We start from the raw sequence: 24553 nt of genomic DNA, 5'->3' as shown, positions 1-24553 counted from the left end.
GCCGCCGGCGCAGATCACACATCTTCCGATTGATCAGACCGGGAGTTCGGTCTATTCTGGTGGTTACCGGCGAGTAACTTAGCTTGAGCCGAACAGTCACCTCGTCCCGGCCGGTACGCGAACATCTCGTGAGCGATCGGACCGGGCCGAAGACGCCAACGCAGACGGCCACACCAGACAAGGAACCACCATGGGCCATTACAAGAGCAACATGCGCGACCTGCAGTTCAATCTCTTCGAACTGTTCGAGCTCGACAAGGTACTGGAGTCCGGCGACTTCGGAGACCTCGACCACGAGACCGCCGTCGACATGCTGCGCGAGGTCCGTGCGCTGGCCGAGGGCCCGATTGCGGAGTCCTTCGTCGACGCCGACCGCAATCCCCCGGTCTTCGACCCCGACGAGCACAGCGTCACGATCCCCGAGTCGTTCAAGAAGTCCTACAACGCCCTGGTCGAGGGCGGCTGGGACAAGATCGGCATCGCCGAGGAACTCGGCGGCCTCCCCGCCCCGCGGTCGCTGTACTGGGCGATCGGCGAGATGATCCTCGGCGCGAACCCGCCCGTGTTCATGTACGCCGCCGGCGCCGGCTTCTCCAACATCTTCTACAACAACGGCACCGACGAGCAGAAGAAGTGGGCCGCCATCTGTTCCGAGCGCGGCTGGGGCGCCACCATGGTGCTGACCGAGCCCGACGCCGGCTCCGACGTGGGCGCCGGACGCACCAAGGCCGTTCAGCAGGAAGACGGCTCGTGGCACATCGACGGCGTGAAGCGGTTCATCACCTCGGCCGACCAGGACATGACCGAGAACATCTTCCACCTCGTTCTCGCCCGCCCCGAGGGCGCCGGACCGGGCACCAAGGGCCTGTCGCTGTTCTTCGTGCCCAAGTTCCACTTCGACTTCGAGACCGGTGAACTCGGCGAACGCAACGGCGTCTACGTCACCAACGTCGAACACAAGATGGGCATCAAGGCCTCGGCCACCTGCGAGGTCACCTTCGGTCAGCACGGCACCCCCGCCAAGGGCTGGCTCGTCGGCGACGTTCACAAGGGCATCGCGCAGATGTTCGAGGTCATCGAGCACGCGCGGATGATGGTGGGCACCAAGGCCATCTCGACCCTGTCGACCGGCTACCTGAACGCACTCGAGTACGCCAAGGAGCGTATCCAGGGTGCGGACATGACCCAGATGACCGACAAGGCCGCACCGCGCGTGTCGATCACCCACCACCCCGACGTGCGTCGGTCGCTGATGACCCAGAAGGCCTACGCCGAAGGTCTGCGCGCGATCTACCTCTACACCGCGTCGCACCAGGACACCGCCGCCGCACAGATCGTGTCGGGCGCCGACCCCGAGATGGCCCACCGCGTCAACGATCTGCTGCTCCCGATCGTCAAGGGCGTCGGCTCCGAGCGCGCCTACGGCACGCTCGGCCACGAGTCGCTGCAGACGCTCGGCGGTTCCGGATTCCTCCAGGACTACCCGATCGAGCAGTACATCCGTGATTCCAAGATCGACTCGCTCTACGAGGGCACCACGGCCATCCAGGCCCAGGACTTCTTCTTCCGCAAGATCATCCGCGACAAGGGCCAGGCCCTCGCACACGTCGCCGGGCAGATCCAGACCTTCATCGACTCCGAGGCGGGCAACGGCCGGCTCAAGACCGAGCGGACACTGCTGAAGACCGCGCTCGACGACGTGCAGGCGATGGCCGCGTCGCTGACCAACGATCTGATGGCGGCACAGGAGAACTCGGCCGAGCTCTACAAGGTCGGACTCGGTTCGGTTCGCTTCCTGATGGCCGTCGGCGACCTGCTCATCGGCTGGCTGCTCCTCCGCCAGTCCGAGGTCGCCCTCGCCGCCCTCGACAACGGGGCCTCCGACGCCGACAAGTCCTTCTACGAAGGCAAGGTCGCCGTGGCCAGCTTCTTCGCCAAGAACATGCTGCCGCTGCTCACCTCCGTCCGCGTCACCGTCGAGAACATCGACAACGACATCATGGAACTCGACGAAGCGGCCTTCTGAGACACTCTCCGCTCAACAAGAACTCCCACCGGTGCAATCGCCGGTGGGAGTTCTCGTTTGCGTCGCGGCGGCGACGTCATTCGATGACGCTGAAGCAGTACCCGACCGGCTTCGGCTTCTCCGCGAAGTAGGTCCCGTCCGAACCGGAACAGTCGGGCTCGCCCGCTGCCTTCGTGTCGACACGAATATTGGTTCCACCCGATACCGGTGAACCACAATCGATCTCACGGATGTCGGCAAGCGCGGTCCCACCGGTCGCAGACGGCAGATGGTAGCAACGACCCTCCTGGTACACCTGCGCCAGGCACAGCGCGCCGTCCTCTCCCGCGACCCAGTACCGCGAGTACTGAGGTCCGCAGAGTCCCTGCGAGATGGACTTCTCCGCGACGACGAAGTGGAAATCGGTGTCACCACACGATACTTCTGTGGCCTTGAGCGTGTCCGGCTCCGCGGTCACGGTGATGCAGTCGCCGGCGTCGACGTCACTGACGTCCGAGATCCCGCCACCCTGCGCCGACGACACCAGCACCCGCGCCACGCCGCCGGCGATCACGATCAGCAACAACACCCCCACGACGCCCAGTGCGACCCACAAGCCGGTGCGCTTCTTCTTCGGCGGCGGGAACGGCGGCCCGGGTGGGTACATCCCTCCCGGCATCGGACCGCCTGGATACGGCTGCGGCGCGCCGTAGGGCATCTGATTCGGTGGCGGAGCCCCGTAGGGCTGATTCGGTGGCGGGAACCCGCCGTGCGGTGGGTACTGGACGGGTTGTTGTTGTGGCCCGTATCGCGGGTCCCCCGGCTGATATGGCGAGTTGGTCACGCCGCGAAGACTACCGGCCCCCACCGGCACGGCAGAATTCTCTACCGCGGATCGATCACTCCAGAAAGTGAGGCAGTAACCGGTGGGGGTGGGCTTCGGGATGAAGTACTCCGACTGGGCTTCGGGGGCACGTCGGCTTGCCGGCCGTTTTCGAGTCGACACGAATATTGGTCACGCCGGGAATCACAATCGGTTCAGCACAGTCAATTTCCCGAGTCTCGGCGATCGCCGCACCCTCGGTGGCAGCAGAAACGTAATAGCAGCTACCAGGGTTCAGAACCTCCGCGAGACACAATGCGCCGGCCGCAGACGGATACTTGGTCGAAAACCAGAACTTCGCATACTCCGGACCGCAGCTCTCTTTGCCAGTGGACATCGAGACCACGACGTAGCGGAACTCAGAACCCGAGCACGACGCACGCTTTGCAATCAGCGATCCCTGCCTGATCTCCATCTGGACGCATTCACCGATAGAGACGTCACTACTGGTTGTCAGCACTGTGCTGGGTGGGATCGAATCCCCCCGCCGATGGACACCAAGCCCTGCCACTGCGAACACTAGACCCGCGACGCCCAGCGAAACCCACAACCACGTGCGCTTCTTCTTCCGGGGCGGCGGGAACGGCGGTCCCGGTGCGTACGCCTCCCGGCACCGGTGGGCCGTACGAAGGTGGAAGCGGGTACGGCTGTGAGTACGCCACGAAGCCCTGGTGCGGAGGGTACTGCCCGGGTGGGGGTTGTGGTCCAAATCGCGGGTCCCCCGACTGATAAGGCGAATTGGTCACGCCGCGAGAACTATCCCGAACCGCGCGAGCACGACCGGCCGTATCCACCTGCGGAGCTGTGTCCGGCAGCACGCGGGAGAATCAACTTCCCTGACGAACCTCGACTCGACGTTCGCCAGTCGGCCGCAGGGGGGTATCGACGGTACTACTCAGGTATCTCGTCCTGACCTCACACGCTCGACCACGTCAGCGTAGAAGGTGGTGGTCAGAAGGACCATAGCCGTCACGAATCCGCCTTCGCTTCCGGACCGCTTCGACCCCATGGACGACTCCATGGTCACCGTGAACTCGCGTATGTCGCGGCCGTCGGAAGGCATGACAGTAGTGGCGTCGGAACGAATGTCCTTGAGCAAAGCGGCAGTCGACTCGACCCGACTTCCCGAATGGTGTGCGGTTATCCGCAGATCGTCCGGCGCGTCGACAAGTTGCCGAATCAACCAGTTGACCTTGGTCTGCGTTCGTCCTACACGGGGTGCTGCCGTCTTCAACGAACAACCAATGCGTCCGCGACCGAGATCCGCGTGTATCGCTACCGGCCCGGCCGCCCCGGATACCCGCAACAACGCGAAGAGCTCACCCGAATCAGCCAGTTGCCGGGCGCGACTCACAGTGTCCACGCGACTCGCTGGTGGTTGCGCAGTAACCCGCTGCCCGGTGAGTGCACTCAACCGAAGCGCAACATGGCGAGCCAGGCGATCAAACCGGTCGCACACATCCGACGTCGAGTCATCCGACGCGCCGACGGTCTTGTTCTTCACTGCTTCCCGGATCTTGACCCACTGTTTACCCATGTCGTCGAAGGTCCGCATGCCGGACTGGCTGTCGGCGGCGTACCACAAGAGTTCCTCGAGCAGACGAGCTCGCACCCTCTCGTCGATGCCGACATGCTCGTGCACGATCATCGCCTCGGCGAGGATTTCCTCCCACGAAAGATGTTTCAAGACAATGTTCTTCGAGTGCCTTGCGTCGACGACGAAGGGGTGTAGGTCGGGAGACGCCATCAAGTCGCCGCTGATCGTGATCACCGCGTCCATCGACTTGGTCTTGGCCAGTTTCACGTAGGTTCCGACCTGGTCACCGGTCAACTCCGAACGACCGGTCTTCACTTCGACCAACGCCCGCCATACCTTGCTGCCGCGGCTGACCCTGATCAAGCCGTCCGGCCGGACTTCCTCACCCGCCAAGGTGAACCGAACCTCGGTGAAGGTTTCGATACGTCCTCGCGGTGCTCCGGTCTGGCTGAGAACCGCACGTCCGAACTCTGGGACCGTCTCCATCGTCGCCAACAAGATCGAGGTCGTACGCACCTCCTGTTCGGCGGTCGACTTGATGCCCACAGACGGGAACAACCGCGCTCGCTTCCATTCCGATTCACCGGATCGAGGCAGATATGCCAAGCTCCTCGACTGCCAGTCCTTTGGTAGCGGCGCAGGCCGACGTTTGCGTGCGATCGTCACCTTGGCACCGGGTTCACTGGGCGCGGGTCCGGTGTCTCTCTCGATGTCATCGGCACTCGCCACCACTGTGTCGGCTGCCAGAGCAGCCTCGGCCGAACTTGCGTCGGCGAGTGAATCGGCGACAGAGGGGTCGGCGTCTGCCTCCTCGGTCTGGCCGGCCGCATCCGGGAGGTCATCAACTGACGCCGTGTTGTCGACTTCGATTCCGTGGTCGGACACGAGTGCCTCGAGTCCTCCGGCGTACCCCTGTCCGACCGCTCGAATCTTCCAGGCGTCATCCCGCCGGTAGATCTCGCCGAAGATCAGTGCGCGTTCCGAGGACAGTCCCTCCATCGCGTGAACGACAAACGGAGCATCGGGCTGGTCTGCGTGTGCGACATACATGTTCACAAGCGCCGCGTCGCCGAAGCTCGCGTCGGTCCGGGGATCGGTGCTGGCCGTGACAAGAATGCGCGCGACCGAATCGGGAATGCGTGCGAGATCGACCTCCACCGCATCCCGCTGCCGAAAGGACTCGTCATCCGCGCCCTTCGCGTCGACGTCAGCCGAGACAAGCCTCACCGCACCACCCACTCCCGTGGGCTGGTTGTAGAAGATCAGATCATCGTTCGATCGCACCTGCCCGTCGTTACCGAGGATGAGTATCCCGGCATCGAGGCCGATCTCCCGGCCCGCCGCGGCCTCTGTCTGGATGACGACCACCAGCCGCGGTGAGATTTCACCGGCGACCTCGTCGACGGACACGTTCCCACCCTTGGACAGCTCTCGAAGCTCCACCTCGACAACGTATTGGCAAGACCGCTGTCGGCGTGTGGTGAATCGAGAAGTGGGGCCGGATACGGGGCTCATTCGACCGATTGGAGGATCTGTGTCCTGCGGGGGCCGCCAGTACAACGACCACGGCCCGGACCTGCACCCCGCGACTCAGACGGCCTTCTTGCGCTTCCGTTGTCCCGCCCGGGCGGAGACAGCTGCGCCGAGCAGGATCATCCGCATCGTGCGCTCGGCGGCGTCGGCGAGGAGCTGCTCGCCGTTGGCGACCGCCTCCGACAATGGCATGGGTACCGCGATGATCGAGGCGATCGCGCCGATCCCGACGTCGTGGACCGACGGTGCACCGTGCCCGAGCGAACCCGCGAGCGCGACCACGGGCACACCCCGCAGCTGGGCGCGGCGAGCAACCTCGGCGGGCACCTTCCCGTGCGGGGTCTGGAAGTCGATGGAACCCTCGGCCGTGATCACGAGGTCCGCCTTGCCGATCCGATGGTCGAGGTCGATTCCCGACAGTCCGGAATCGAGCAGCGCGTCGAACCGGGAACGCAGGATTCCGCCGACCGCGGCGAGACCCGCCCCCAGACCGCCCGACGCGCCGGAGCCCGCTCCGTGGCGATAGTCGATGTCGGCCAGCCCATCTCGCTGCAAGACGCCTGCCCAGATGTCGAGCGCGGCAGCCAGCGAGTCGACCTGCGCGGGTGTCGCTCCCTTCTGGGGGCCGAAGACGCGCGCGACGCCGCTCGGTCCGGTGAGGACGTTGTGCGGATTGCCAGCGACCACCACCTCCGTCTCACGCAGCCGCGGATGCAGACCGGTGAGGTCCAGCGACGCGGCACGTGCCAGTTCGTCACCACCGCGCCCGATCTCGCGTCCGTCGCGGTCCAGGACGCGGGCGCCGAGTGCTTGCAGCGCGCCGGCCCCGCCATCGCAGGTGCCCGAGTCGCCGCAGCCGACGAGAATCGCCGACACACCGGCATCGAGGGCCGCGGCGATCAGTTGTCCGACACCGAAAGTAGTGGTGGCACCGGGGTCGCGCTGCCCCGCCGGAACGAGCGCCAGCCCTGCGGCAGCGGCCATCTCGACGACGCCGATACGGTTGCGGCCGACGCCCACTTCGGCCCAGTGCGACTGCACGGGCTCGCCGGTGGGGCCGCACACGGTCAGCTCGTGGAGTCGGCCGTTGCCCGCGGCGGCCAGGATGCGCGCCGTTCCTTCACCTCCGTCGGCGATGGGCGCGATGTCGACGCGCACCCCGGGAAGCGTGCGGCGCACCCCCGCGGCGATGGCGGCCGCCACCGACACGGCGTCGAGACTCTCCTTGAAACCGCTCGGGGCGACCAGGATTCGTTGCGGAACTCGGACGGACATCGGCACTCCTGTTGATCGATCGGACGAGGGTTGGTGACGGGATGGAAATCGGACCGGCATGACCTGCGCGGCACAGCTGTAAGGAACGAGTCGGTCGGCACGAGACGGTCAGGACGGGAGAAGGGGAAGCCCGAGATGGGGCCAGACCCAGCAGGCGAAGACGATGAGCAACACCAGCGAGACCGGTGCGAGCAACGCCGACATCGTGAGGAGATGTCGCGGTTGATAACCCGGCACGTCGTCGCTCGCGGCGAACATGGCGACCGGTTTGGCCGAACTCGTGAGGGTGATGCAGAAACCGGCGGCGGCGGTGGACAAGAAGGCCGCGGCGACCGGATCCACCCCGACGGCCGGGGCGGTCACCACGATGATGGGGACCAGCACCGCTGATCGGGCAGAACGGGATTGGATCACCAGGTGCGCGAGCAGCGACACGATCGCCGACACGACGACGAACACCATCGCAGCGGCCGGGCCGGTCTCGGCGATGGAACCGAGAGTACGATCCGCCAGCCACTGTGCGGCGCCGCTGGAGTCGAGGGCCATGCCGAGGGCGAGGGTGGCGGCCATGAACAGCAGCAGCGTCCACGGGATGGTCTTGAGTGCCGCGCTCAGCGTCGTAGCTCCGACCGCCGGCGCGGACGCGGCCAGAGCGCCGAATACCGCGACGATCGCCGGGTCGACGGCGTGCAGCGGTTCGGAACACCAGAGCACCACCACGATTCCGAGAATGACGGACACACGACACTGCGCGGAGGTGAGCGGTCCGGAGGTCGCCGTCCCGATCTCCTCGAACGCGGCCGGTGGCACGCACAGCCCACGTGCCCGTTCGTCGTGATCGGTCATCAGCCACAGCGACGCCTCGGCCGCCAGGTGCGACCACACGATGGCCAGGGGCACACCGAGGACCGCCCAGTGCACGAAGCCGATACCCTCACCCGTTGCCGCCGAGACGATCTCGGCGGTGATCAGGTGAGCTCCGGCTCCCAGGAGCGACCCGACCGCCGAGAAGAGGATCACCAGCGGGAAGACCAGCGCGAGGCACAGCACCAGGCGCGGCCGGTCGCGCAGGACCGCGGCGAGCGCCAGGAAGATCGGGAGCGCGAGTGCCGCGCGCCCGGAGGTCGCCGGGATCGCGAATGTGGTCAGCAACAGCGCGGCGGTGATCAGATGGACCAGCTGACGAGGCGTGCGGGCCCGGCGGACCACCCGCGCCGACACACGAGCGGACAATCCCGACGCCGTGACCGCAGCCGCGATCACGAAAGCGCCGATCAGAAGCCAGATCACACCCGAGCCCAGCGTTCCCGCGAAGGTGTCGGCGTCGATGATCCCGAAGATCACCAGCGCTATGCCGCCGCCCAGGGCGACGTAGGTGTCATCGAGTGGCGAGAAGATCCACGCCCACACCGCGACCAGGAACACGAGCAGCGTGACGACGGCGTCGAATGACAACCCACCCGACCAGCCGGCGTGTCCGACGAACGCGCCGGCGAGCACGATCACGACGAGACCTGCTGCCGCCCAGGGCGACAGCGCTCCGCCGCGGATGTCGGCGAAGCTGCGTCGAGACGGCGGCGGCACCATCGGCCGGACGGGTGGGCGCGTCGCGTACATCGTCACCGGCCCCGGGTGGTCCGGGAGTCGTTCGGTCGCGGGCGGAACGTTCATGGCGACAACTATGGGTCGCCGGCGTGACACCTCAATGAGACGCGGATGAAAGTTCTTTCACGTGACCAGGTCCCGGACAACGAGAAACGCACCGCCGGATCGGCGGTGCGTCTACTCGTCGACGGTCCTCATCGCCGACGTCGGTCAGCTGCCCTGCAGCAGAAGGTTGTCCTTCAGAAGCATGTCGGGGTCGCCCACACAGAACGCGCGAACCAACAGGTAACTGTTGGGGTTGCTCTTGACCAGTTCCTTGCCGTGCCGGTCCGCGAACGCGGTGATCGTGGCGATCTGCTCGGAATCGGTGAGCGACAGATAGGTGCCGCAGGTCATCTCGTCCGGGTCGGTCGCCGCACCCGCCTGCGGCGGGACCGCCGCCGGTGGCCGGGTGGCCCGGCCGGTCGTGGCGGGTGACGTCGTGGTCGTCGCGGTCGAGGTCACCGCGGATTCAGTTGTCGTCAGGGCGATCGGCGAGACCTCGGGGACAGCGGTCCCCGAGGTCTCGGTTGCACACGCGGCCGAGATCAGCACGGCCGCCATCGCTCCGATCAGACCCAGGCCGGCGTTCCGGCGGGAGTCGATCATGGCTGTTGACTACTTCGGTGGCATCCGGATGCCGCCGTCGACGCGGATGACCTCGGCGTTCATGTAGCTGTTGGTGACCAGCTCGACGACCATCGAGGCGAGCTCGTCCGGCACGCCCAGGCGGTGCGGGAACAGCACCGACTCACCGAGCTTGGCCTTGAACGCCTCGGCCGATTCGCCTTCGCCGTAGATCGGGGTGTCGATCAGTCCGGGGGCGATGGTGTTGACGCGGATGCCGACCGCCGACAGGTCGCGCGCGACCGGGAGGGTCATGCCGACGACGCCGCCCTTGGACGACGAGTACGACGCCTGGCCGATCTGGCCGTCGAATGCCGCGACGCTGGCCATGTTGACGATCGCGCCACGCTCACCGTGGGCGTCGAGCGGCTCGTTGCGGCTCATCGCGGTGGCGGCGAGGCGGATGGCGTCGAAGGTGCCGATCAGGTTGATCGCGATGACCTTCTTGTAGGCGTCCAGGTTGTGTGCCGAACCGAACTCGCCGTCGCGGCCGATGGTGCGTTGCGCCCAGCCGATTCCGGCCGAGTTCACCAGCGCACGCAGCGGGCCGAGTTCGGTTGCCGCATTGACCGCGGCCTCGATCTGCTCGGTCGAGGTGACGTCGACGCTGACGAACTGCCCGCCGATCTCCTTGGCGAGTTCCTCGCCCTTGTCCGCGTTGAGGTCGGCGACGACGACCTTCGCACCCTTGGCCGCCAGCTGGCGAGCCGCTGCTGCGCCGATGCCGGAGGCGCCACCCGTGACGATTGCACTAGCTCCATTGATATCCACGACTCGGAGCCTATCGATCGTTCTATCGCTCGGTAAAGTCCCTCCGCGAAACGCCCCGTCGGGTCAGACGCACTTCACGATCGGTTCGGGCGCATAACGGACGGTACGGGTGGACCGGTCGATCTCCCGTCCCGTGCGCGCATCCTTGATGATGCGGGTGTCCGACGTGGTGAAACCCTTGCTCCCGCTGCTGGGGATGCAGTCGTCTCCGCGCGGAACGCGGACGCGCTGCGGGTCGGTCGTCGCGTACCGTTCCCCGGTCACCGACTCCACGTCGAACGCTTTGGTGCCCCACAACCTCACGGTCACCGACGACGACGACCAGCTGGTCTCGATCAGGACGCCGTGCCGCGTGTTGTTGCGGAACTTCAGGTCGATGGCCCCTTCGAAGACCGTCGCCTCCCGCGCCTCGGGGTACCGCGAGATGTAGTACGCGTGCTCGGTGTGATCGACGTCCTCGAGTCCGGCGAAGTACGCCGCGTTGTACAGGGTCGTCGCGAACTGGGAGATGCCGCCGCCGACGGCGGTCGACGCCCGGCCCTGGTCGATGATCGTCGACTCGACATATCCCTGCTCGGACCCGCGCGGTCCGGTGTGTCCGTTGAGCGAGAACACTTTTCCGGGCATGACCAGCGCCCCGTCGACCTCGGCGGCGACGAGCCGGATGTTCTCCCCGGAGGCACTCGAGAAGCCACCCGTCGTGTACTCGCTGATCAGTTCCGTGACACCGAGCTTGCGGGCGGCATCGGTCGTGAGCTTCGGTTCCACCTCGTCGTAGACGACCTCGACCGTGCGGTTGTCACCGTCGGCGGCCGCGCTCGTCGCAACGGCCTCGAGCGTCTTCGGCCAGTTGACCGATGCGCCGGCGACCCCGGGCACCACCGTCGGACGGCCGGACGCGAGGCTGAACCTCGCACTGACCGGGGCACGCTGGGACGCGTCGAGGTCGGGGGCGAGGATCTGGCGGGCGACCTTCTCATCGGCTCGGGGCGTGAGTCCGCCGCGCCCGTCGGGACCGAAGGTCACCATCGACGCCAGGTCTCCCGCGGGTACCTCGACCGTCCGTTTCCGCCGGTCGACGAGACGCACGGGAGCCGACGTCACGCGTTCGGCAGGTCCGGCGACGGTGGCCGCCACGACCTCGGCGCTGACGGTCGGCGAGAAGGGCTCCATGGGCAGGTCGACGGGTCTGCCGTCCAGCCAGTGGTCGACGAGGGCGGCGGCCGCCGCGTCCCGGGCGATGCGTTCACCCGCGGCGGGTTGATCTCCGATGGGCCGGGTGCCGTCGTAGTGCACGCCACCTTCGACCGCCGCCTTCTCGAGTGATGTGCGCTGGGCGTCGAGAGCGGCGTTCATCGCGGTCCGATCCAGCCTGACGACCGGTTCGACGTGGGCGTCCCGGCCGAACAGGGCGCCCAGTCGCACGAGAGGGTTGCGCGGTTGCTCGAGCAGACGTGTGCGTGTCGCGTCGAGGTCGAAGGAGAGTCCGAGATCGGCCGGCGCGACTTCGGCCGAACCCTCCGGCGTCCGCACGATGACCGGCTGGGTCGAGCGCGCCGCCAGCTCGTCGAGGACGGGAGTGAGTCCGGCGGTGTCCCGACCACCTGCGTCGATTCCGCCGACGACGGCGTTGCGCGCGGAATCGGAGCGGGTGGCGACGAATTCGGCGGCGAGGACGAGGGTGACCACGGCGACGACGGCGAGCACGGCGCGAAGCGCGGATCGTGCTCGGCGAGAGCCTGGGGTCACATCTCCATCCATCGTGGCTGACAGCCGGGTGGGGCTGACGAGTGGGCAGATCAGGGGGTGGCCGCAGAACTACGGTCGGAAAGTAGGCGCTCCGGCCGAGCTGTCGGGTCGGGGGTCTGACAGCGCAGCCGGAGCTATAGACATATTTACGCTACTTTTCGGCCGGAGGCATCCCCGGAGGGACGATTCTGCCGAATATGTGACGAAGTACCCCGTTTCGTCCCACGAAGGTGAGACGGATCGGTTGATCAGTCGCCAACCCGTCCCACCTGTCGGGATCCGGTCCCTCGCCGCGTCGGATGCGACCCCGTCCGGGTCAGCCCTCGATGATCGCGGTGACGCCCTGCCCGCCGGCGGCACAGATCGAGATCAGTGCGCGACCGCCGCCGTTCTCCTTGATCTGCTTGGCCGCCTGCGCGACGATCCGGCCGCCGGTGGCGGCGAACGGGTGACCCGCGGCCAAAGACGAACCGTGGACGTTGAGCTTGCTGCGGTCGATCGAACCCAGCGCGGAGTCGAGGCCGAGACGCTCCTTGCAGTACTCCTCGGACTCCCACGCCTGCAGGGTGGCGAGGACCACCGACGCGAAGGCCTCGTGGATCTCGTAGAAGTCGAAGTCCTGCAGGGTGAGTCCGTTGCGGGCGAGCAGTCGCGGAACCGCATAGGTCGGCGCCATCAGCAATCCGTCGGGACCGTTGACGTAGTCGACTGCGGCCGTCTCGCTGTCGACGAAGTAGGCGAGCACCGGCAGTCCGCGGTCGGCGGCCCACTCGTCGCTGGCAAGCAGCACGGTCGACGCGCCGTCGGTGAGCGGGGTCGAATTGCCCGCCGTCATGGTCGCGTCGCCGAGGGAGACACCGAAGACCGGCTTGAGCTTGGCGAGCTTCTCCGCGGTGGAGTCACCGCGCAGGTTCTGGTCGCGGGTCAGGCCGAGGAACGGGGTGATCAGGTCGTCGAAGAAGCCCGCGTCGTACGCCGCTGCCATGTTCTGGTGGCTGCGCGCGGCGAGCTCGTCCTGGTCGGCGCGCTTGATGCCGAACTCCTTGGCGGTGACGGCGGCGTGCTCACCCATCGACATGCCGGTGCGGGGCTCGCCGTTGCGCGGGATCTCGATGCCGAGCTTGGTCAGCAACTTCGCGGCGCCGAGGATCTGGTCCTTGGTGCTGCGTGCCCGGTTGACCTCGAGCAGCTGACGACGCAGCCCCTCACCCACGGCGATCGGGGCGTCGGAGGTGGTGTCGACGCCGCCGCCGATCGCGGCGTCGTAACGGCCACGGGCGATGCCGTCGGCGACCGTCGTGATGGCCTGCAGACCCGTTCCGCACGCCTGCTGGATGTCGAAGGCGGGGGTGTACGGCGAGAGGGCCGAACCGAGCACGGACTCGCGGATGAGATTGAAGTCACGAGCGTGCTTCAGCACGGCACCGCCGGCGACCATGCCGAGTTGCTCACCCTGCAGGCTGAACCGGCTCACCAGGCCGTCGAGGGCCGCGGTGAACATCTCCTGATTGCCGACCTTCGCGTACGCCTTGTCCTGGCGCGCGAACGGGATGCGGTTGCCGCCGAGGATCGCGACCGGGCGGTCGGTCCGGGTCTTGGGCTTGCTGGCGGGGTTGGACTGTTCGGCCACGTCGATCTCCCAGGGTCGTGTGCGGTATCTATAGCGTATTCTTACTCATCAGTAAGTTCGTTGTCGAACGACCGTCAGAGGAGATCACCGTGGCCGCCAACGGAAACACTGGCCTGTACTCGAGCTTCGTCCATTCCGCGCCCGGCGCATTCATCGCCAAGCAGGCCGGATTGCCCGTCCCGCCGCCGTTGCGGCGCTACAAGCCCACCGAGCCGCCGCTGCCCGGTCCGGTGCTGCTCGGCGGGTCCGGCCGACTCGTCGAACCACTTCGCGAGATGCTCTCCACCGAGGACTACGACCTCATCCAGAACGCCACGACCGGCCGCAGCGCCGACAAGTTCGGCGGCCTGGTCTTCGACGCGACCGGCATCACCTCCCCCGCCGAGCTGCGTCAGCTCTTCGAGTTCTTCCAGCCCGCGATGCGTTCGACCGCACCGTGCGCCCGGTTCCTCGTCATCGGCACCACCCCGGAACTGGTGACCGACCCGTCCGAGCGTGTCGCACAGCGCGCGCTCGAGGGCTTCACGCGCTCGCTGGGCAAGGAACTCCTGAAGGGCTCCACCGTCCAGCTCGTCTACGTCTCCCCCGACGCCAAGACCGGTCTGACCGGCCTCGAGTCGACCGTACGCTTCGTCCTGTCGGCGAAGTCGGCTTTCGTCGACGCCCAGGTCATCCGGGTCGGCGGCGCCGATGCGACAGCCCCGAAGAACTGGGACAAGCCGCTCGAGGGCAAGGTCGCCGTCGTGACCGGTGCCGCGCGCGGCATCGGCGCGACGATCGCCGAGGTGCTCTCGCGCGACGGCGCGCACGTGATCGCCGCCGACGTCCCGCAGGCGGGTGACGCACTGTCGGAGACCGCGAACAAGGTCGGCGGCACGGCCTTCCCGCTCGACGTCACCGCCGCCGACGCCGGCGCCAAGCTCGCCGAGCACGCCCTCGAGCGGCACGGCGGCATCGACATCATCGTCAACAACGCCGGCATCACCCGCGACAAGCTGCTCGCCAACATGGACGACGCCCGCTGGGACGCGGTCATCGCGGTCAACCTCATCGCACCGCAGACCCTGGTGGAGACGCTGCTCGAGAAGGGTGCGCTCCGCGAGGGCGGCGCCGTCGTCGACGTGTCGTCGATCGCCGGCATCGCGGGCAACCGCGGCCAGACCAACTACGGCGCCTCCAAGGCGGGTGTCATCGGACTCGTCGACGCCTACGCGCCGATCCTGGCCGAGAAGGGCATCACCATCAACGCGGTGGCCCCCGGCTTCATCGAGACCAAGATGACCGCGGCCATCCCGCTCGCGACCCGCGAGGCCGGACGCCTGATGAGCTCGCTGCAGCAGGGCGGCCAGACCGTCGACGTCGCCGAGACCGTGGCCTACTTCGCCAACCCGGCGAGCAATGCCATCACCGGCAACGTGGTCCGCGTCTGCGGCCAGGGATTCCTGGGGGCCTGATGCCGAAGACGATCACACTCCCGGCGGCACCCGGCACCGGTGAGCTGTACGGCAAGGCGGTCACCGCGCTGCTGCCCGGCATCGGCAAGCCGCCGCGTGTCCCCGCCGACGCGACCGCACCCGAGACGCGCTACCGGCTCGAGGGCATACGGGTGGACTCGGCTGCGCTGCAGGCGTATTGCCACGCGACGGGGCAACGTTTCGGCGACACCCTGCCGCTGACGTACCCGTTCGTGTTGCAGTTCCCGGTCGTCATGAAGCTCATGACATCTGACGAGTTCCCGTTCGGCGCCGTCGGTTCGGTGCACATGACGAACACGATCGAACGCAAGCGACCCATCGAGGCCGGCGAACCGCTCGACATCGTCACGCACGCCCAGAACCTCCGGGAGCACCGCAAGGGCATTCTGATTGATGTCGTGAGCGAGATCAGCGTCGGGTCCGAACTGGTCACCACGCAGACGGCGACCTTCCTGAAGCAGCAGCGCACCAGCCTTTCCGACGAACCGCGTGGTCCCGAACCGAAGTCGAAGACCCCGCCGCCGCCGGACGCGATCCTCGCCGTCGACCTCAAGCGGATCCGCGAGTACGCGGCCGCCTCGGGCGACCGCAACCCGATCCACATGGGCAACCTGCCGGCCAAGGCATTCGGCTTCCCCAAGGCGATCGCCCACGGGATGTGGAGTGCGGCAGCGGCCATCGCGAACGTGGAGGCGCAGCTTCCCGACGCGGTGACCTACGACGTCAAGTTCGGCAAGCCGATCCTGCTGCCGGCCAAGGTGAACCTGTACACCCGCCGCATCGACGGCAAGGGCAGCTTCGACATCGCGATCCGCGACCGTCGCAAGGGATTCCCGCACCTCACCGCGACGACGCGGGAGAGCTGAGCGACTTTCGCGTTTTCCTCCCGCGGTCCCGTTTCCGTCCCGCTGATCGGATCTGATCAGCGGCTGGGAGGCGGGGCCGCGGGAGTTTCTGCGGCACAGAGGTTGTCAGCTCTCAAAAGGCCCAGAGGCTGCGCTCCCGCGCTCGTCCGGGGCCAAGTCGCTCAGGAGTCGGTACCGACACCCTTCAGGCCGCGCCAGGTGATGCCGACGAGGAGGTTGGTGGCCTTCTCGAGGTCGACGTCGCCCTCGGTGATGCGGTCGGCGACCGCCTCGGCGGCACCGACGATCGAGACGGCGGTGAGTTCGAAGTCGAGATCGCTGGCGCCCTCGACCGTGGTGCCGGCCTTGATCAGCTCGGTGACCATCTCGGTGACGCGCTGGCGGCTCTCGGAGACGATGCCGGCGAAACCGGCCGTGCCGATGGCCACGCGGTACAGAACTCGCCAGGACTGACGGTGCTCGTGCACGAAGCGGAGAAACTCGCGGATCACCGTGACCGCCTGCTCGCGCTGCGAGAGCGAGGGATCGAAGCCGACGCTCATCGCGTCGATGAACAGGCCCGACTCGCGGGCGATGCAGGCACTGAAGAGCTCGTCCTTGGAGCCGTAGTACAGATACAGCATCGGCTTGGAGATCTGCGCCTCGGCGGCTATCGCATCCATCGACGTCTCACGGAAGCCGTTCTGCGCGAACACCTTGACGGCCGCATCGAGCATCTGCTGCTCGCGCACCGCGCGCGGCAGTCGCTTGGTTCCGCCCGACATGACCGCCACCTCCGTTCACCACATCCGTTCGACCGACGATATCAACAACTTACCAATCGGTAAGGTGAAACCCCATTCGCATGGGCCGGGCCTGCGCAGTTCAACATTTCACCACACCCTTGGACCGCAGGATGCGCACCACCTTGTCGTCGAGGCGGGCGGGTGCGAGACGACCGGTCGACACCGCGCGCTCGAGATTGTCGAGCACCGAGTCGACGCGGTCGGTGGACAGCCACAGCGCGACGTCGCCGCCCGCGAGGATGAACTTCTCCACCGCCTGCTCGATGGGGTACTGCGCGCTGATCGCCGCCATGCCCGACAGGTCGTCGGAGTAGATCACGCCGTCGAAGCGCGGACCGTCGTAGCCGACACCGGTGCGCAGCATCTGGATCGCGGGCCGGCTGATGCTCGCGGGCAATCCCTTCGTCAGGCCCGGGACGATCAGGTGTCCGACCATCGCTCCCGCGGTCCCGGGGTCACGCAACAGCGTCCGGAACGGCACGAGGTCGCTGTCCTGCAATTCGGCGAGCGACGGCACGGTCACGACACCCAGGTGCGAGTCGCCCGAGCCGTGTCCGTGCCCCGGAAAGTGCTTGTACACCGGCGTGATTCCCGCATCGGCCAGCCCGGCGGCGTAGGCCCCCGCATATCGGGTGACGACCGCGGGGTCGTTGCTGAAGGAGCGGTCGCCGATCACCTCGTCGTCCGATTCGTCGCTGACGTCGGCGACGGGAGCGAAGTCGACGGTGACCCCGAGGCTCTTCAGCTCGCGTCCCACGCCGGCCGCGATCGCCCGCACCTGCGCGGGCGTCTTGGTCTGCGCCAGCTCGCGCGGCGAGGCGTGGTCGATACCGAGGGCCGACAGCCGCGACACCCGGCCGCCTTCCTGATCGACCGTGACCATCAACGGAATCGAGGAATTCTGCGAGATCCGTGCTGCCGCACCGCTCGTCAGGATCGCCTTGTCGGTCCAGCTCCCGACGAAGATCCCGCCGATCTCCTCGTTCTCGACGATTTGTTGCGCATCGGCCGCCCCGGTCACACCGACGACGATCAGCTGCGCAAGCTTCTGGCGGACCGACAACCTCGCGAGTTCGGTTGCACCGCAAGCATTCACGACCGGGGTGGCGGATGTCGACGCCGATGAAGACGTCGCCCCTGCATCGGCCGACGCCGAGTACGAGGGCGTCGGCGGTGGCGAGTCCGGCGTCGACGACGTGCACGCCGCGAGCGCCGCACACACCACGGCGACCGTTCCCGTCGTCACCGCATTGCGAATCCACGCGTGACGAACCCCCTCAGGACGAATCCGCCGGGGTCTGCGAGTTGGGCCCATGGCTCGAGTCTGGCATGTAGTCTGAGCCAATGGACGCGGGGTCCGTTTCGTCCGGGTCCGCCGCCGCCGGAAGCGGCAGCGGCGGTGACAACGGCGCGCAGACACTGATGATCGCCTACGACGGATCACCGAACGCCGATCGCGCCATTCGCTACGCCGGACAATTCCTACGCGCGCAATCCGCGGTGGTCGTCACCGCCTGGCAGCCCGGCGGCATGACCCCGGCGCGGATGTCCACCCTCGCGGGCGGGATGCAACCGTTCATCGACACCCAGCTCGACGCCGGCGTCGACCAAGCCCTCGAAGACGAGGCCGCCGCAATCAATGAGCGTGGCGTGACTCTCGCCGCCGAGTGCGGGCTGTCCGCGCGTGGAACGCTCGTCGAAGTGGAGTCGACGGTGTGGGGCGCGCTCGTCGCCGCGGCCGAGGCGCTCGACGTGGACCTCCTGGTCACCGGCACCCGCGGGGCGTCGGGACTCAAAGCATTGTTGCGCTCCAGCGTCGCCGAGCGGGTTCTCAAACATTGCCATCGGCCGGTGTTCATCGTTCCCGCCAAGTGCGAGAAGGAGCCACAGGTCACGCCGTAGATGTCCTGATCTGTGGGATGCGTGGCCTGGACGCCACGGTGTGGGTCGGAAACGATGTCCTCATGACTCGATCGGTGCTGATTCTCGGCTATCCCGGGGTGCAGGCCCTGGACGTGACCGGTCCGGCCGATGTGTTCACCACCGCATCCCTCGCGCTCGCCGACCGGGGCTCACCCATCTCCTATGACCTGCGTCTGGTCTCGCACTCGGGACAACCCGTCGGCACCGGCGTCGGCCTGGAGTTCGTCGCGCACCCGCTGCCCGATCCGGCCGATCCGATCGACATCCTGATCCTTCCCGGTGGCACCGGCGTCCACGACGCTTCTCGGGATCCCGATCTCGTCGACTGGATCCGGCAGGCGGCCGGACGGGCGAGACGGGTCGTCAGCGTGTGCAACGGTGCGTTCCTCGCAGCCGAGGCGGGCCTGCTCGACGGCAAACGCGCGGCGACCCACTGGGCGGTGACCGGGCTGCTCGCCGAGCGGTACCCCTCGATCGAGGTCGACGCCGAAGCCCTGTTCGTCCGCGGCTGCGAACGGGTGTGGAGTTCCGCGGGAGTCACCGCCGGCATCGACCTCTCGCTCGCCCTCGTCGAAGAGGACCACGGCACCGACCTCGCGCAGCTCGTCGCACGGTGGCTCGTCCTCTACATGCGGCGACCCGGCGGTCAGAGCCAGTTCGCGCCACCGGTGTGGATGCCGCGGGCCCGGCGCACGGTGATCCGCGAGATCCAGGAGCGCATCGAGGGCGAACCGAGCCGGCCACACCGCGTCGACGACCTCGCCCGCGACGCGTCGATGAGTCCTCGTCATTTCTCCCGCATCTTCACCGACGAGACCGGCGAAGCGCCCGGCGCCTACGTCGAACGAATTCGGACCGACGCCGCCCGACGCGCACTCACCGAGAGCGACGACACGATGCCGGTGATCGCCACCCGGTGCGGATTCGGGTCCGCCGAGACGATGCGCCGAACTTTCGTCCGGCGACTCGGCGTACCGCCGGAGACCTACCGCCGCACCTTCCGCTGATCCCGCTCCCCCTCGCCACTTCTCCGCCCATCCCACCTACCGAAAGGCCCCCCATGACCCAGATCGCGATCGTCCTCTACCCGCAGTTCACCGCGCTGGACTTCATCGGCCCCTACGAGGTGCTGCGCACCCTGCCCGACGCCGAGGTGAGGTTCGTCTGGCACGAGCCGGGGCCGGTCGTCGCCGATTCGGGCGTGCTCGTCGTCGGCGCCACGCATTCGTTCGACGAGACGCCGGCGCCGGACGTCGTCCTCGTGCCGGGCGGGCCGGGATTCCTGTCGGCGTCGCAGGACGAGAAGGTCCTCGACTGGCTGCGGGCCGTGCGACCCGGCGCCCAGTGGACGACGTCGGTGTGCACCGGCTCGATTGTGCTGGCCGCCGCGGGTCTGCTCGACGGCAAGCCGGCCACCACGCACTGGTCCTCGATGGCGGGACTGACCCTGCACGGGGCGAAGGCCGTGTCCGACGAGCGCGTCGTCCGCGCGCTGCCCGACGACGACCTCGTCACCGCCGCCGGCGTGTCCGCCGGGATCGACCTCGCGCTGTGGCTGGCCGAGCAGATCGCCGGGCGCGCACGAGCCGAGGCGATCCAGCTGATCATCGAATACGACCCTCAACCGCATCTGGACTCCGGACATCGTTCCAAGGCGTCGGCCGGCACGATCGCCACATCGACGATGCTGCTCACCCGCGATGTCGACAAACCCGAGCTGCTCAAGGCGAGCGCGCGTCTGCTGTGGGATCGCGCCCTCACCACAGTGCGCTCCCGGCGCTGACCGCGGCGGAGTGGATACGCAGGTCTCCGCGGGTGTCACCCGGAATCGGACTTCGGCGATGGTAGTTTCATCGCCATGACCAACAACCGCCTTGTCGCCGGAGCCGTCGCCGGAGTCGCCGGCATCCTGGTGGGACTCGGCGCGGTGTTCCTCGGCGGTTTCCTGGCCTCCGAGAACAGCCCGTCCACCGACCTGAACAACATCAGCCCGAACAACGGATTCATCCAGGGCTCGGTGGACTACGGTTCGCGCGGCGGAGCCGGCGACACCAACTGACACATCCACGACGCCGCCGGTCCCGGCGTCTCCTGATCGACGGCAGCAGCAACTGAGTACTCCGCCTCCACCACCGGATCGGTCCGTTCTGACTCGGTCTGGGCTCGATCGGTCCGGCATCGATCGGTCCGGCCTCGATCGGTCTCGGCTGAGTCGGCGCGGCGTCGCCGTCGTCGCCGCCATCTCGCTGCTGATCTGCCTGCTGCAGTCACCGGGTCGCATCGCCGCGGACACCAAACTCGACCTCACCGCGAATCCGCTGGGTTTCCTGGCGCGCGCCGCGCATCTGTGGACGCCGAACGCCCCGATGGGGCAGGTACAGAACCAGGCCTACGGGTACTTCTTCCCGCACGGCGCGTTCTTCGCGGTGGGCGACCTCCTCGCCGTCCCGCCGTGGATCGTGCAGCGCCTGTGGTGGGCCGTGCTGCTCACCGTCGGCTTCGTGGGCATCGTCCGCCTCGCCGAGGTCCTACGACTGGGGTCGCCGGCCTCGCGGGTCATCGCCGCCACCGTCTTCGTGCTGAGCCCTCGGGTCCTCACCACGCTCGGCTCGATCTCGTCGGAGACCCTGCCGATGATGCTCGCGCCGTGGGTGCTCGTCCCGGTGGTGCGGGCGCTGGACACGCGCGGTGCCGACGACGGTCCGCCGCTCTGGCGTGAGGCCGCACGTGCGGCGGCCGCGGTCGCACTGATGGGTGCGGTCAACGCCGTCGCCACGCTGGCGGCTCTCGGCGTCGCCGCCCTGTGGTGGCTGCTGCACAGCCCGCGCGACCGCCGCTGGTGGCGATTCGGCGCCTGGACCGCGGCCGGCCTGACCCTGGCCTGCGCGTGGTGGGTCGTCCCGTTGCTGATCCTCTCGCGCGTGAGTCCGCCCTTCCTGGACTACATCGAGTCGTCCCGGGTCACCACGCAGTGGACCTCGCTGACCGAGGTGTTGCGCGGGGCCGGTTCGTGGACGCCCTTCGTGTCCCCGGAGCGCGTCGCCGGGGCGGTGCTCGTGACCCAACCCGCCGCGGTCCTGGCGACCGGGACCATCGCAGCCGCGGGGCTCGCCGGATTGTGCATGCGGCACATGCCGTTCCGCGGCCGGCTCGTCGCGATCCTGGGCGTCGGTCTCGTCGTGATGTGCATCGGCTACGCGGGCGGGCTGGGGTCGCCGATCGCCGAGCAGGTACGCGTCTTCCTCGACGGTTCCGGCGCGCCCCTGCGCAACATCCACAAGTTCGAGCCGCTTCTCCGTATCCCGCTGGCCCTCGGTGTCGCCCACCTGCTCGCGCGGGTCCCGCTGCCAGGGAGCGCGAGTCGCCGCGAGACGCTCTCCGCCTTCGCCCAGCCCCAGCGGTCGCGTCCGGTCGCCGCAGCGATCGTCCTGCTCGTCGCCGTGATCGGCGCCGGATCGCTGATGTGGACGGGCCAGCTCGCACCGAACGGGACCTACCAGGCGATCCCGCGCCACTGGCAGGACACCGCGAACTGGCTGGCCGAGCACGGCGAACGCAGCGACGGCGCCCCACCCGCCCGTGCACTGGTCGTCCCCGGCGCCCCGTTCGCCGATCAGCTGTGGGGACTCACCCGCGACGAACCGCTGCAGCCGCTGTCCGACACCCCGTGGGCGGTCCGCGACGCGATACCCCTCACGCCGCCGGGCGCGATCCGAGCGCTCGACTCCGTGCAACGCGAGATCGCCGCCGGCCGCGGATCACCGGGCCTGGCCGCCACCCTCGCCGGGCAGGGTATCGGATTCGTCGTCCTGCGAGCCGATCTCGACCCCGAGACCTCACGGTCGGCCCGTCCGCTGCTCGTGCAACAGGCACTCGACGACTCGCCCGGACTACGCCGCGTCGCGACGTTCGGTCCGCAGATCGGCCCGCCGAGCGTTCGAGGGGTGGTGCGCGACAACGGCTTGCGGCCCACGATGCCCGCGGTGCAGATCTTCGCCGTCGGTGCTGCCGGCGTGCCGGACGCCGGCACCGGACCCCGCCTCGTCGACACCGCGGGACTGCCGCGGGTGGCCGGTGGTCCCGAAGCCGTCGCCGAACTGACGGAAGTTCGTGCACGCCAGGGGCTTCCGCCGCTCGGACCGGTCGTGCTCGATGCCGATGCACGCCGCGCCGGCGTCGTCGACGGTCCGTTGATCGTGACCGACACACCCAGCGACCGGGAGACCGACTTCGGCCGCGTCGACGACCACAGCTCGGCGATCAGATCCCCCTCGGATCCGCGTCGAACGCAGAACGCCGTCGCCGATTACCCCGTCGACGGCCAGCCACTGGTGCACGGAGAGTGGTTGCTGGACAACGACAGCGGCGAGGTCGACGTGTCCACGTCGGGATCGGCGGCGGACGCGGTTCAGCCCGGGCAGACCTCACCGGCCAACTCGGCGGCCGCGGCCTTCGACGGCAATCCGCAGAGCGCCTGGGTCAGTGGCGGTCTGGAGAGTGCGGTCGGACGATGGATGCGCATCGGTTTCACAACCCCGCGGACCGACCTCGCACTCACCCTGACGACCGCGAAGGCACTCGGACCCGATGTCACCAGTGCGTTGGTCACCACCGAGGCGGGTAGCACGGTGGTCTCGGGGCTCGAACCGGGCGAACCGATGACGGTGACCGCGCCCAGCGGGGCCACCCGCTGGGTGCAGATCCGTGCACTGCGCACCGACGACGGCACGACCGGCAACCAATTCGCGCTCGGCGAGGTGACGGTGTCCGATCTGCGGACCGCGACGCCGTTGCGAATCCGCCATCGCGTGGTCCTGCCCGAACTCGAGGCCGGCACCGAGGTGGCCCAGTGGCTGCTGTACCAGGAGTTGTCCGGCCGGGCGTCCTGCGTCGCCGACCCGGAGCGGCAGATGACCAGATGTGCACCGGGACTCGGCCTCTCCCCGGAGACGTCCGCGGTGTTCGGACGCGCACTCTCGGTCCCGTCGGATGTCACCGTATCCCCCACCGCGATCCTGCGGCCCCGGCCCGGCGATGCTCTCGATCGGCTCGCCGAGGATGATCGGGTCACGGCGCGCGGGGCCCGTCCGGTGACCGATCCGCGCGGCGGGCCCGCGGCCGCCGTCGACGGCGATCCGGGAACGTCGTGGACCGCACCGGAGATCCCCGACGAGCGGGCGTCCCAGGAACGCGGGGCAGCAGCGGATGGCGCGGAGACCGACCCGGCAGCGGACGAGAACAGTCCCACCCTGGTGCTGGATCTCCCGCGCGCGCAGCGGGTGGATTCGCTGACCATCGACGCCCCGCGGGGCTATCCCGCCGCGCCCACCGAGGTCGCCGTCGACCTCGGTACCGGGGAGCAGATCCGCGAGGTCGACGAGAGCGGCATCGTGCGGCTCGACCCCGCGGTGACCGACCGCGTGGAGATCACCATCCGCGCCCAATCCGACCTCATCGACTTCAACAGCCTCGGATTCGCCAGTCCCGCACCACCGGGGATCGCCGAGGTCCGGGTGTCACCGTCGCCACCGGCCGGCGCGGACGAAGGGCGGGTCGTCGAAATCGGTTGCGACGCCGGGATCGGCCTCACCGCCGCGGGTCAGGTCGTCCGAATGTCCGTGCGCGCCACCGCGGCCGACCTCCGCAACGGGCAACCGGTGATCGGGCGGCCGTGCGGCGACGGCCGGCTCGCCCTGCCCGCCGGTCAGCAGGAGGTGTCGGTCAATCCCGGCGACGCCTTCACCGTCGACGCCCTCTCTCTGGTGAACGGAGACGCGGTGTCGGCACCGGCGTCGGTTGCCCCCGTGGTCACCGAATGGTCGGCGGTACGGCGTGCGGTGACCGTCGAGA

Annotated in this window: 17 protein-coding genes and 2 pseudogenes; 8 read left to right on the top strand and 11 right to left on the bottom strand. The window is 68.1% G+C overall.

Going from position 1 to position 24553, the window contains the following annotated elements; all coding sequences use genetic code 11:
* Positions 1-190 precede the first annotated feature (190 nt).
* The gene (locus AMD30_RS11090; protein ID WP_055475661.1) at positions 191-2026 is read left to right on the top strand and encodes an acyl-CoA dehydrogenase; all 1836 of its coding nucleotides are present in this window, start codon (positions 191-193) and stop codon (positions 2024-2026) included.
* Between the two features lie 76 nt (positions 2027-2102).
* On the opposite strand, the gene AMD30_RS11085 is transcribed toward AMD30_RS11090, so the two are convergent.
* The 9 genes and pseudogenes from AMD30_RS11085 to AMD30_RS11050 all read right to left on the bottom strand — a co-directional run bounded on the left by AMD30_RS11085 (position 2103) and on the right by AMD30_RS11050 (position 13654).
* The gene (locus AMD30_RS11085) at positions 2103-2849 is read right to left on the bottom strand and encodes an LppU/SCO3897 family protein (RefSeq protein WP_231632685.1); all 747 of its coding nucleotides are present in this window, start codon (positions 2847-2849) and stop codon (positions 2103-2105) included.
* A gap of 934 nt (positions 2850-3783) precedes the next feature.
* Positions 3784-4971, bottom strand: a complete 1188-nt coding sequence (locus tag AMD30_RS25415; protein ID WP_231632689.1) for a hypothetical protein — start codon at positions 4969-4971, stop codon at positions 3784-3786.
* A 390-nt stretch (positions 4972-5361) separates the two neighbouring features.
* Positions 5362-5940, bottom strand: a pseudogene (locus AMD30_RS25410) (TerD family protein); the annotation flags it as partial.
* 75 nt (positions 5941-6015) lie between these two features.
* Entirely contained in the window at positions 6016-7233 is a 1218-nt protein-coding gene (locus tag AMD30_RS11075) for a glycerate kinase family protein (protein WP_055475658.1), read from the bottom strand.
* Between the two features lie 108 nt (positions 7234-7341).
* A complete protein-coding gene (locus tag AMD30_RS11070) occupies positions 7342-8904 on the bottom strand; it encodes an SLC13 family permease (RefSeq protein ID WP_084817243.1) in 1563 nt (520 codons plus the stop codon).
* 144 nt (positions 8905-9048) lie between these two features.
* A complete protein-coding gene (locus AMD30_RS11065; RefSeq protein ID WP_014928327.1) occupies positions 9049-9486 on the bottom strand; it encodes a hypothetical protein in 438 nt (145 codons plus the stop codon).
* 9 nt (positions 9487-9495) lie between these two features.
* Positions 9496-10275 (bottom strand): SDR family NAD(P)-dependent oxidoreductase, encoded by a 780-nt coding sequence (locus tag AMD30_RS11060; protein WP_010843351.1) that lies wholly within the window; start codon positions 10273-10275, stop codon positions 9496-9498.
* 63 nt (positions 10276-10338) lie between these two features.
* Positions 10339-12036 (bottom strand): VanW family protein, encoded by a 1698-nt coding sequence (locus AMD30_RS11055; RefSeq protein ID WP_231632684.1) that lies wholly within the window; start codon positions 12034-12036, stop codon positions 10339-10341.
* 304 nt (positions 12037-12340) lie between these two features.
* Positions 12341-13654: an acetyl-CoA C-acetyltransferase gene (locus AMD30_RS11050; RefSeq protein WP_014928330.1), complete on the bottom strand. Its 1314-nt coding sequence runs from the start codon at positions 13652-13654 to the stop codon at positions 12341-12343.
* Positions 13655-13743: 89 nt separating this feature from the next.
* Between AMD30_RS11050 and AMD30_RS11045 the strand changes: the two genes are divergently transcribed.
* Together AMD30_RS11045 and AMD30_RS11040 are read left to right on the top strand one after the other, a co-directional pair.
* The gene (locus tag AMD30_RS11045; RefSeq protein WP_014928331.1) at positions 13744-15108 is read left to right on the top strand and encodes a 3-oxoacyl-ACP reductase; all 1365 of its coding nucleotides are present in this window, start codon (positions 13744-13746) and stop codon (positions 15106-15108) included.
* The gene (locus AMD30_RS11040) at positions 15108-15995 is read left to right on the top strand and encodes a MaoC/PaaZ C-terminal domain-containing protein (RefSeq protein ID WP_055475656.1); all 888 of its coding nucleotides are present in this window, start codon (positions 15108-15110) and stop codon (positions 15993-15995) included. Before AMD30_RS11045 ends, AMD30_RS11040 begins: the two co-directional genes overlap by 1 nt.
* A 161-nt stretch (positions 15996-16156) precedes the next feature.
* Here the strand turns inward: AMD30_RS11040 and AMD30_RS11035 are convergent, their stop codons facing one another.
* A complete protein-coding gene (locus tag AMD30_RS11035) occupies positions 16157-16759 on the bottom strand; it encodes a TetR/AcrR family transcriptional regulator (protein ID WP_014928333.1) in 603 nt (200 codons plus the stop codon).
* A gap of 100 nt (positions 16760-16859) precedes the next feature.
* Complete coding sequence (locus tag AMD30_RS11030; protein ID WP_442902694.1) at positions 16860-18095, bottom strand: glycoside hydrolase family 3 N-terminal domain-containing protein; 1236 nt, start codon at positions 18093-18095, stop codon at positions 16860-16862.
* 29 nt (positions 18096-18124) lie between these two features.
* On the opposite strand from AMD30_RS11030, the gene AMD30_RS11025 reads away from it, so the two are divergent.
* From AMD30_RS11025 to AMD30_RS25795, 5 genes and pseudogenes are all read left to right on the top strand, one after another.
* Positions 18125-18682, top strand: coding sequence for a universal stress protein (locus AMD30_RS11025; protein WP_010843344.1), 558 nt, complete (start codon positions 18125-18127; stop codon positions 18680-18682).
* 62 nt (positions 18683-18744) lie between these two features.
* Positions 18745-19710: a GlxA family transcriptional regulator gene (locus AMD30_RS11020; RefSeq protein WP_055475690.1), complete on the top strand. Its 966-nt coding sequence runs from the start codon at positions 18745-18747 to the stop codon at positions 19708-19710.
* Between the two features lie 53 nt (positions 19711-19763).
* Positions 19764-20486 (top strand): DJ-1/PfpI family protein, encoded by a 723-nt coding sequence (locus tag AMD30_RS11015; protein ID WP_055475654.1) that lies wholly within the window; start codon positions 19764-19766, stop codon positions 20484-20486.
* A 75-nt stretch (positions 20487-20561) separates the two neighbouring features.
* Complete coding sequence (locus tag AMD30_RS11010; protein ID WP_010843342.1) at positions 20562-20762, top strand: DUF2613 domain-containing protein; 201 nt, start codon at positions 20562-20564, stop codon at positions 20760-20762.
* 52 nt (positions 20763-20814) lie between these two features.
* Positions 20815-24165: pseudogene (locus tag AMD30_RS25795) on the top strand (alpha-(1->3)-arabinofuranosyltransferase domain-containing protein); the annotation flags it as partial.
* Between the last annotated feature and the right edge of the window lie 388 nt (positions 24166-24553).

It is taken from the genome of Gordonia sp. HS-NH1 (assembly GCF_001418765.1).
Lineage (GTDB): Bacteria > Actinomycetota > Actinomycetes > Mycobacteriales > Mycobacteriaceae > Gordonia.
The sequence above is the reverse complement of the archived record's forward strand: the minus strand, read 5'-3'. Positions and strand labels throughout refer to the sequence as shown.

Bases quoted from the DNA above. Each gene is read 5' to 3' on its own strand.
- AMD30_RS11065 (WP_014928327.1), bottom strand. From the start codon at position 9,486: ATGATCGACTCCCGCCGGAACGCCGGCCTGGGTCTGATCGGAGCGATG.
- AMD30_RS11070 (WP_084817243.1), bottom strand. From the start codon at position 8,904: ATGAACGTTCCGCCCGCGACCGAACGACTCCCGGACCACCCGGGGCCG.
- AMD30_RS11075 (WP_055475658.1), bottom strand. From the start codon at position 7,233: ATGTCCGTCCGAGTTCCGCAACGAATCCTGGTCGCCCCGAGCGGTTTC.
- AMD30_RS11025 (WP_010843344.1), top strand. From the start codon at position 18,125: ATGGACGCGGGGTCCGTTTCGTCCGGGTCCGCCGCCGCCGGAAGCGGC.
- AMD30_RS11015 (WP_055475654.1), top strand. From the start codon at position 19,764: ATGACCCAGATCGCGATCGTCCTCTACCCGCAGTTCACCGCGCTGGAC.
- AMD30_RS11040 (WP_055475656.1), top strand. From the start codon at position 15,108: ATGCCGAAGACGATCACACTCCCGGCGGCACCCGGCACCGGTGAGCTG.
- AMD30_RS11030 (WP_442902694.1), bottom strand. From the start codon at position 18,095: ATGGGCCCAACTCGCAGACCCCGGCGGATTCGTCCTGAGGGGGTTCGT.
- AMD30_RS11020 (WP_055475690.1), top strand. From the start codon at position 18,745: ATGACTCGATCGGTGCTGATTCTCGGCTATCCCGGGGTGCAGGCCCTG.
- AMD30_RS11055 (WP_231632684.1), bottom strand. From the start codon at position 12,036: ATGGATGGAGATGTGACCCCAGGCTCTCGCCGAGCACGATCCGCGCTT.
- AMD30_RS11090 (WP_055475661.1), top strand. From the start codon at position 191: ATGGGCCATTACAAGAGCAACATGCGCGACCTGCAGTTCAATCTCTTC.
- AMD30_RS11035 (WP_014928333.1), bottom strand. From the start codon at position 16,759: ATGTCGGGCGGAACCAAGCGACTGCCGCGCGCGGTGCGCGAGCAGCAG.
- AMD30_RS11010 (WP_010843342.1), top strand. From the start codon at position 20,562: ATGACCAACAACCGCCTTGTCGCCGGAGCCGTCGCCGGAGTCGCCGGC.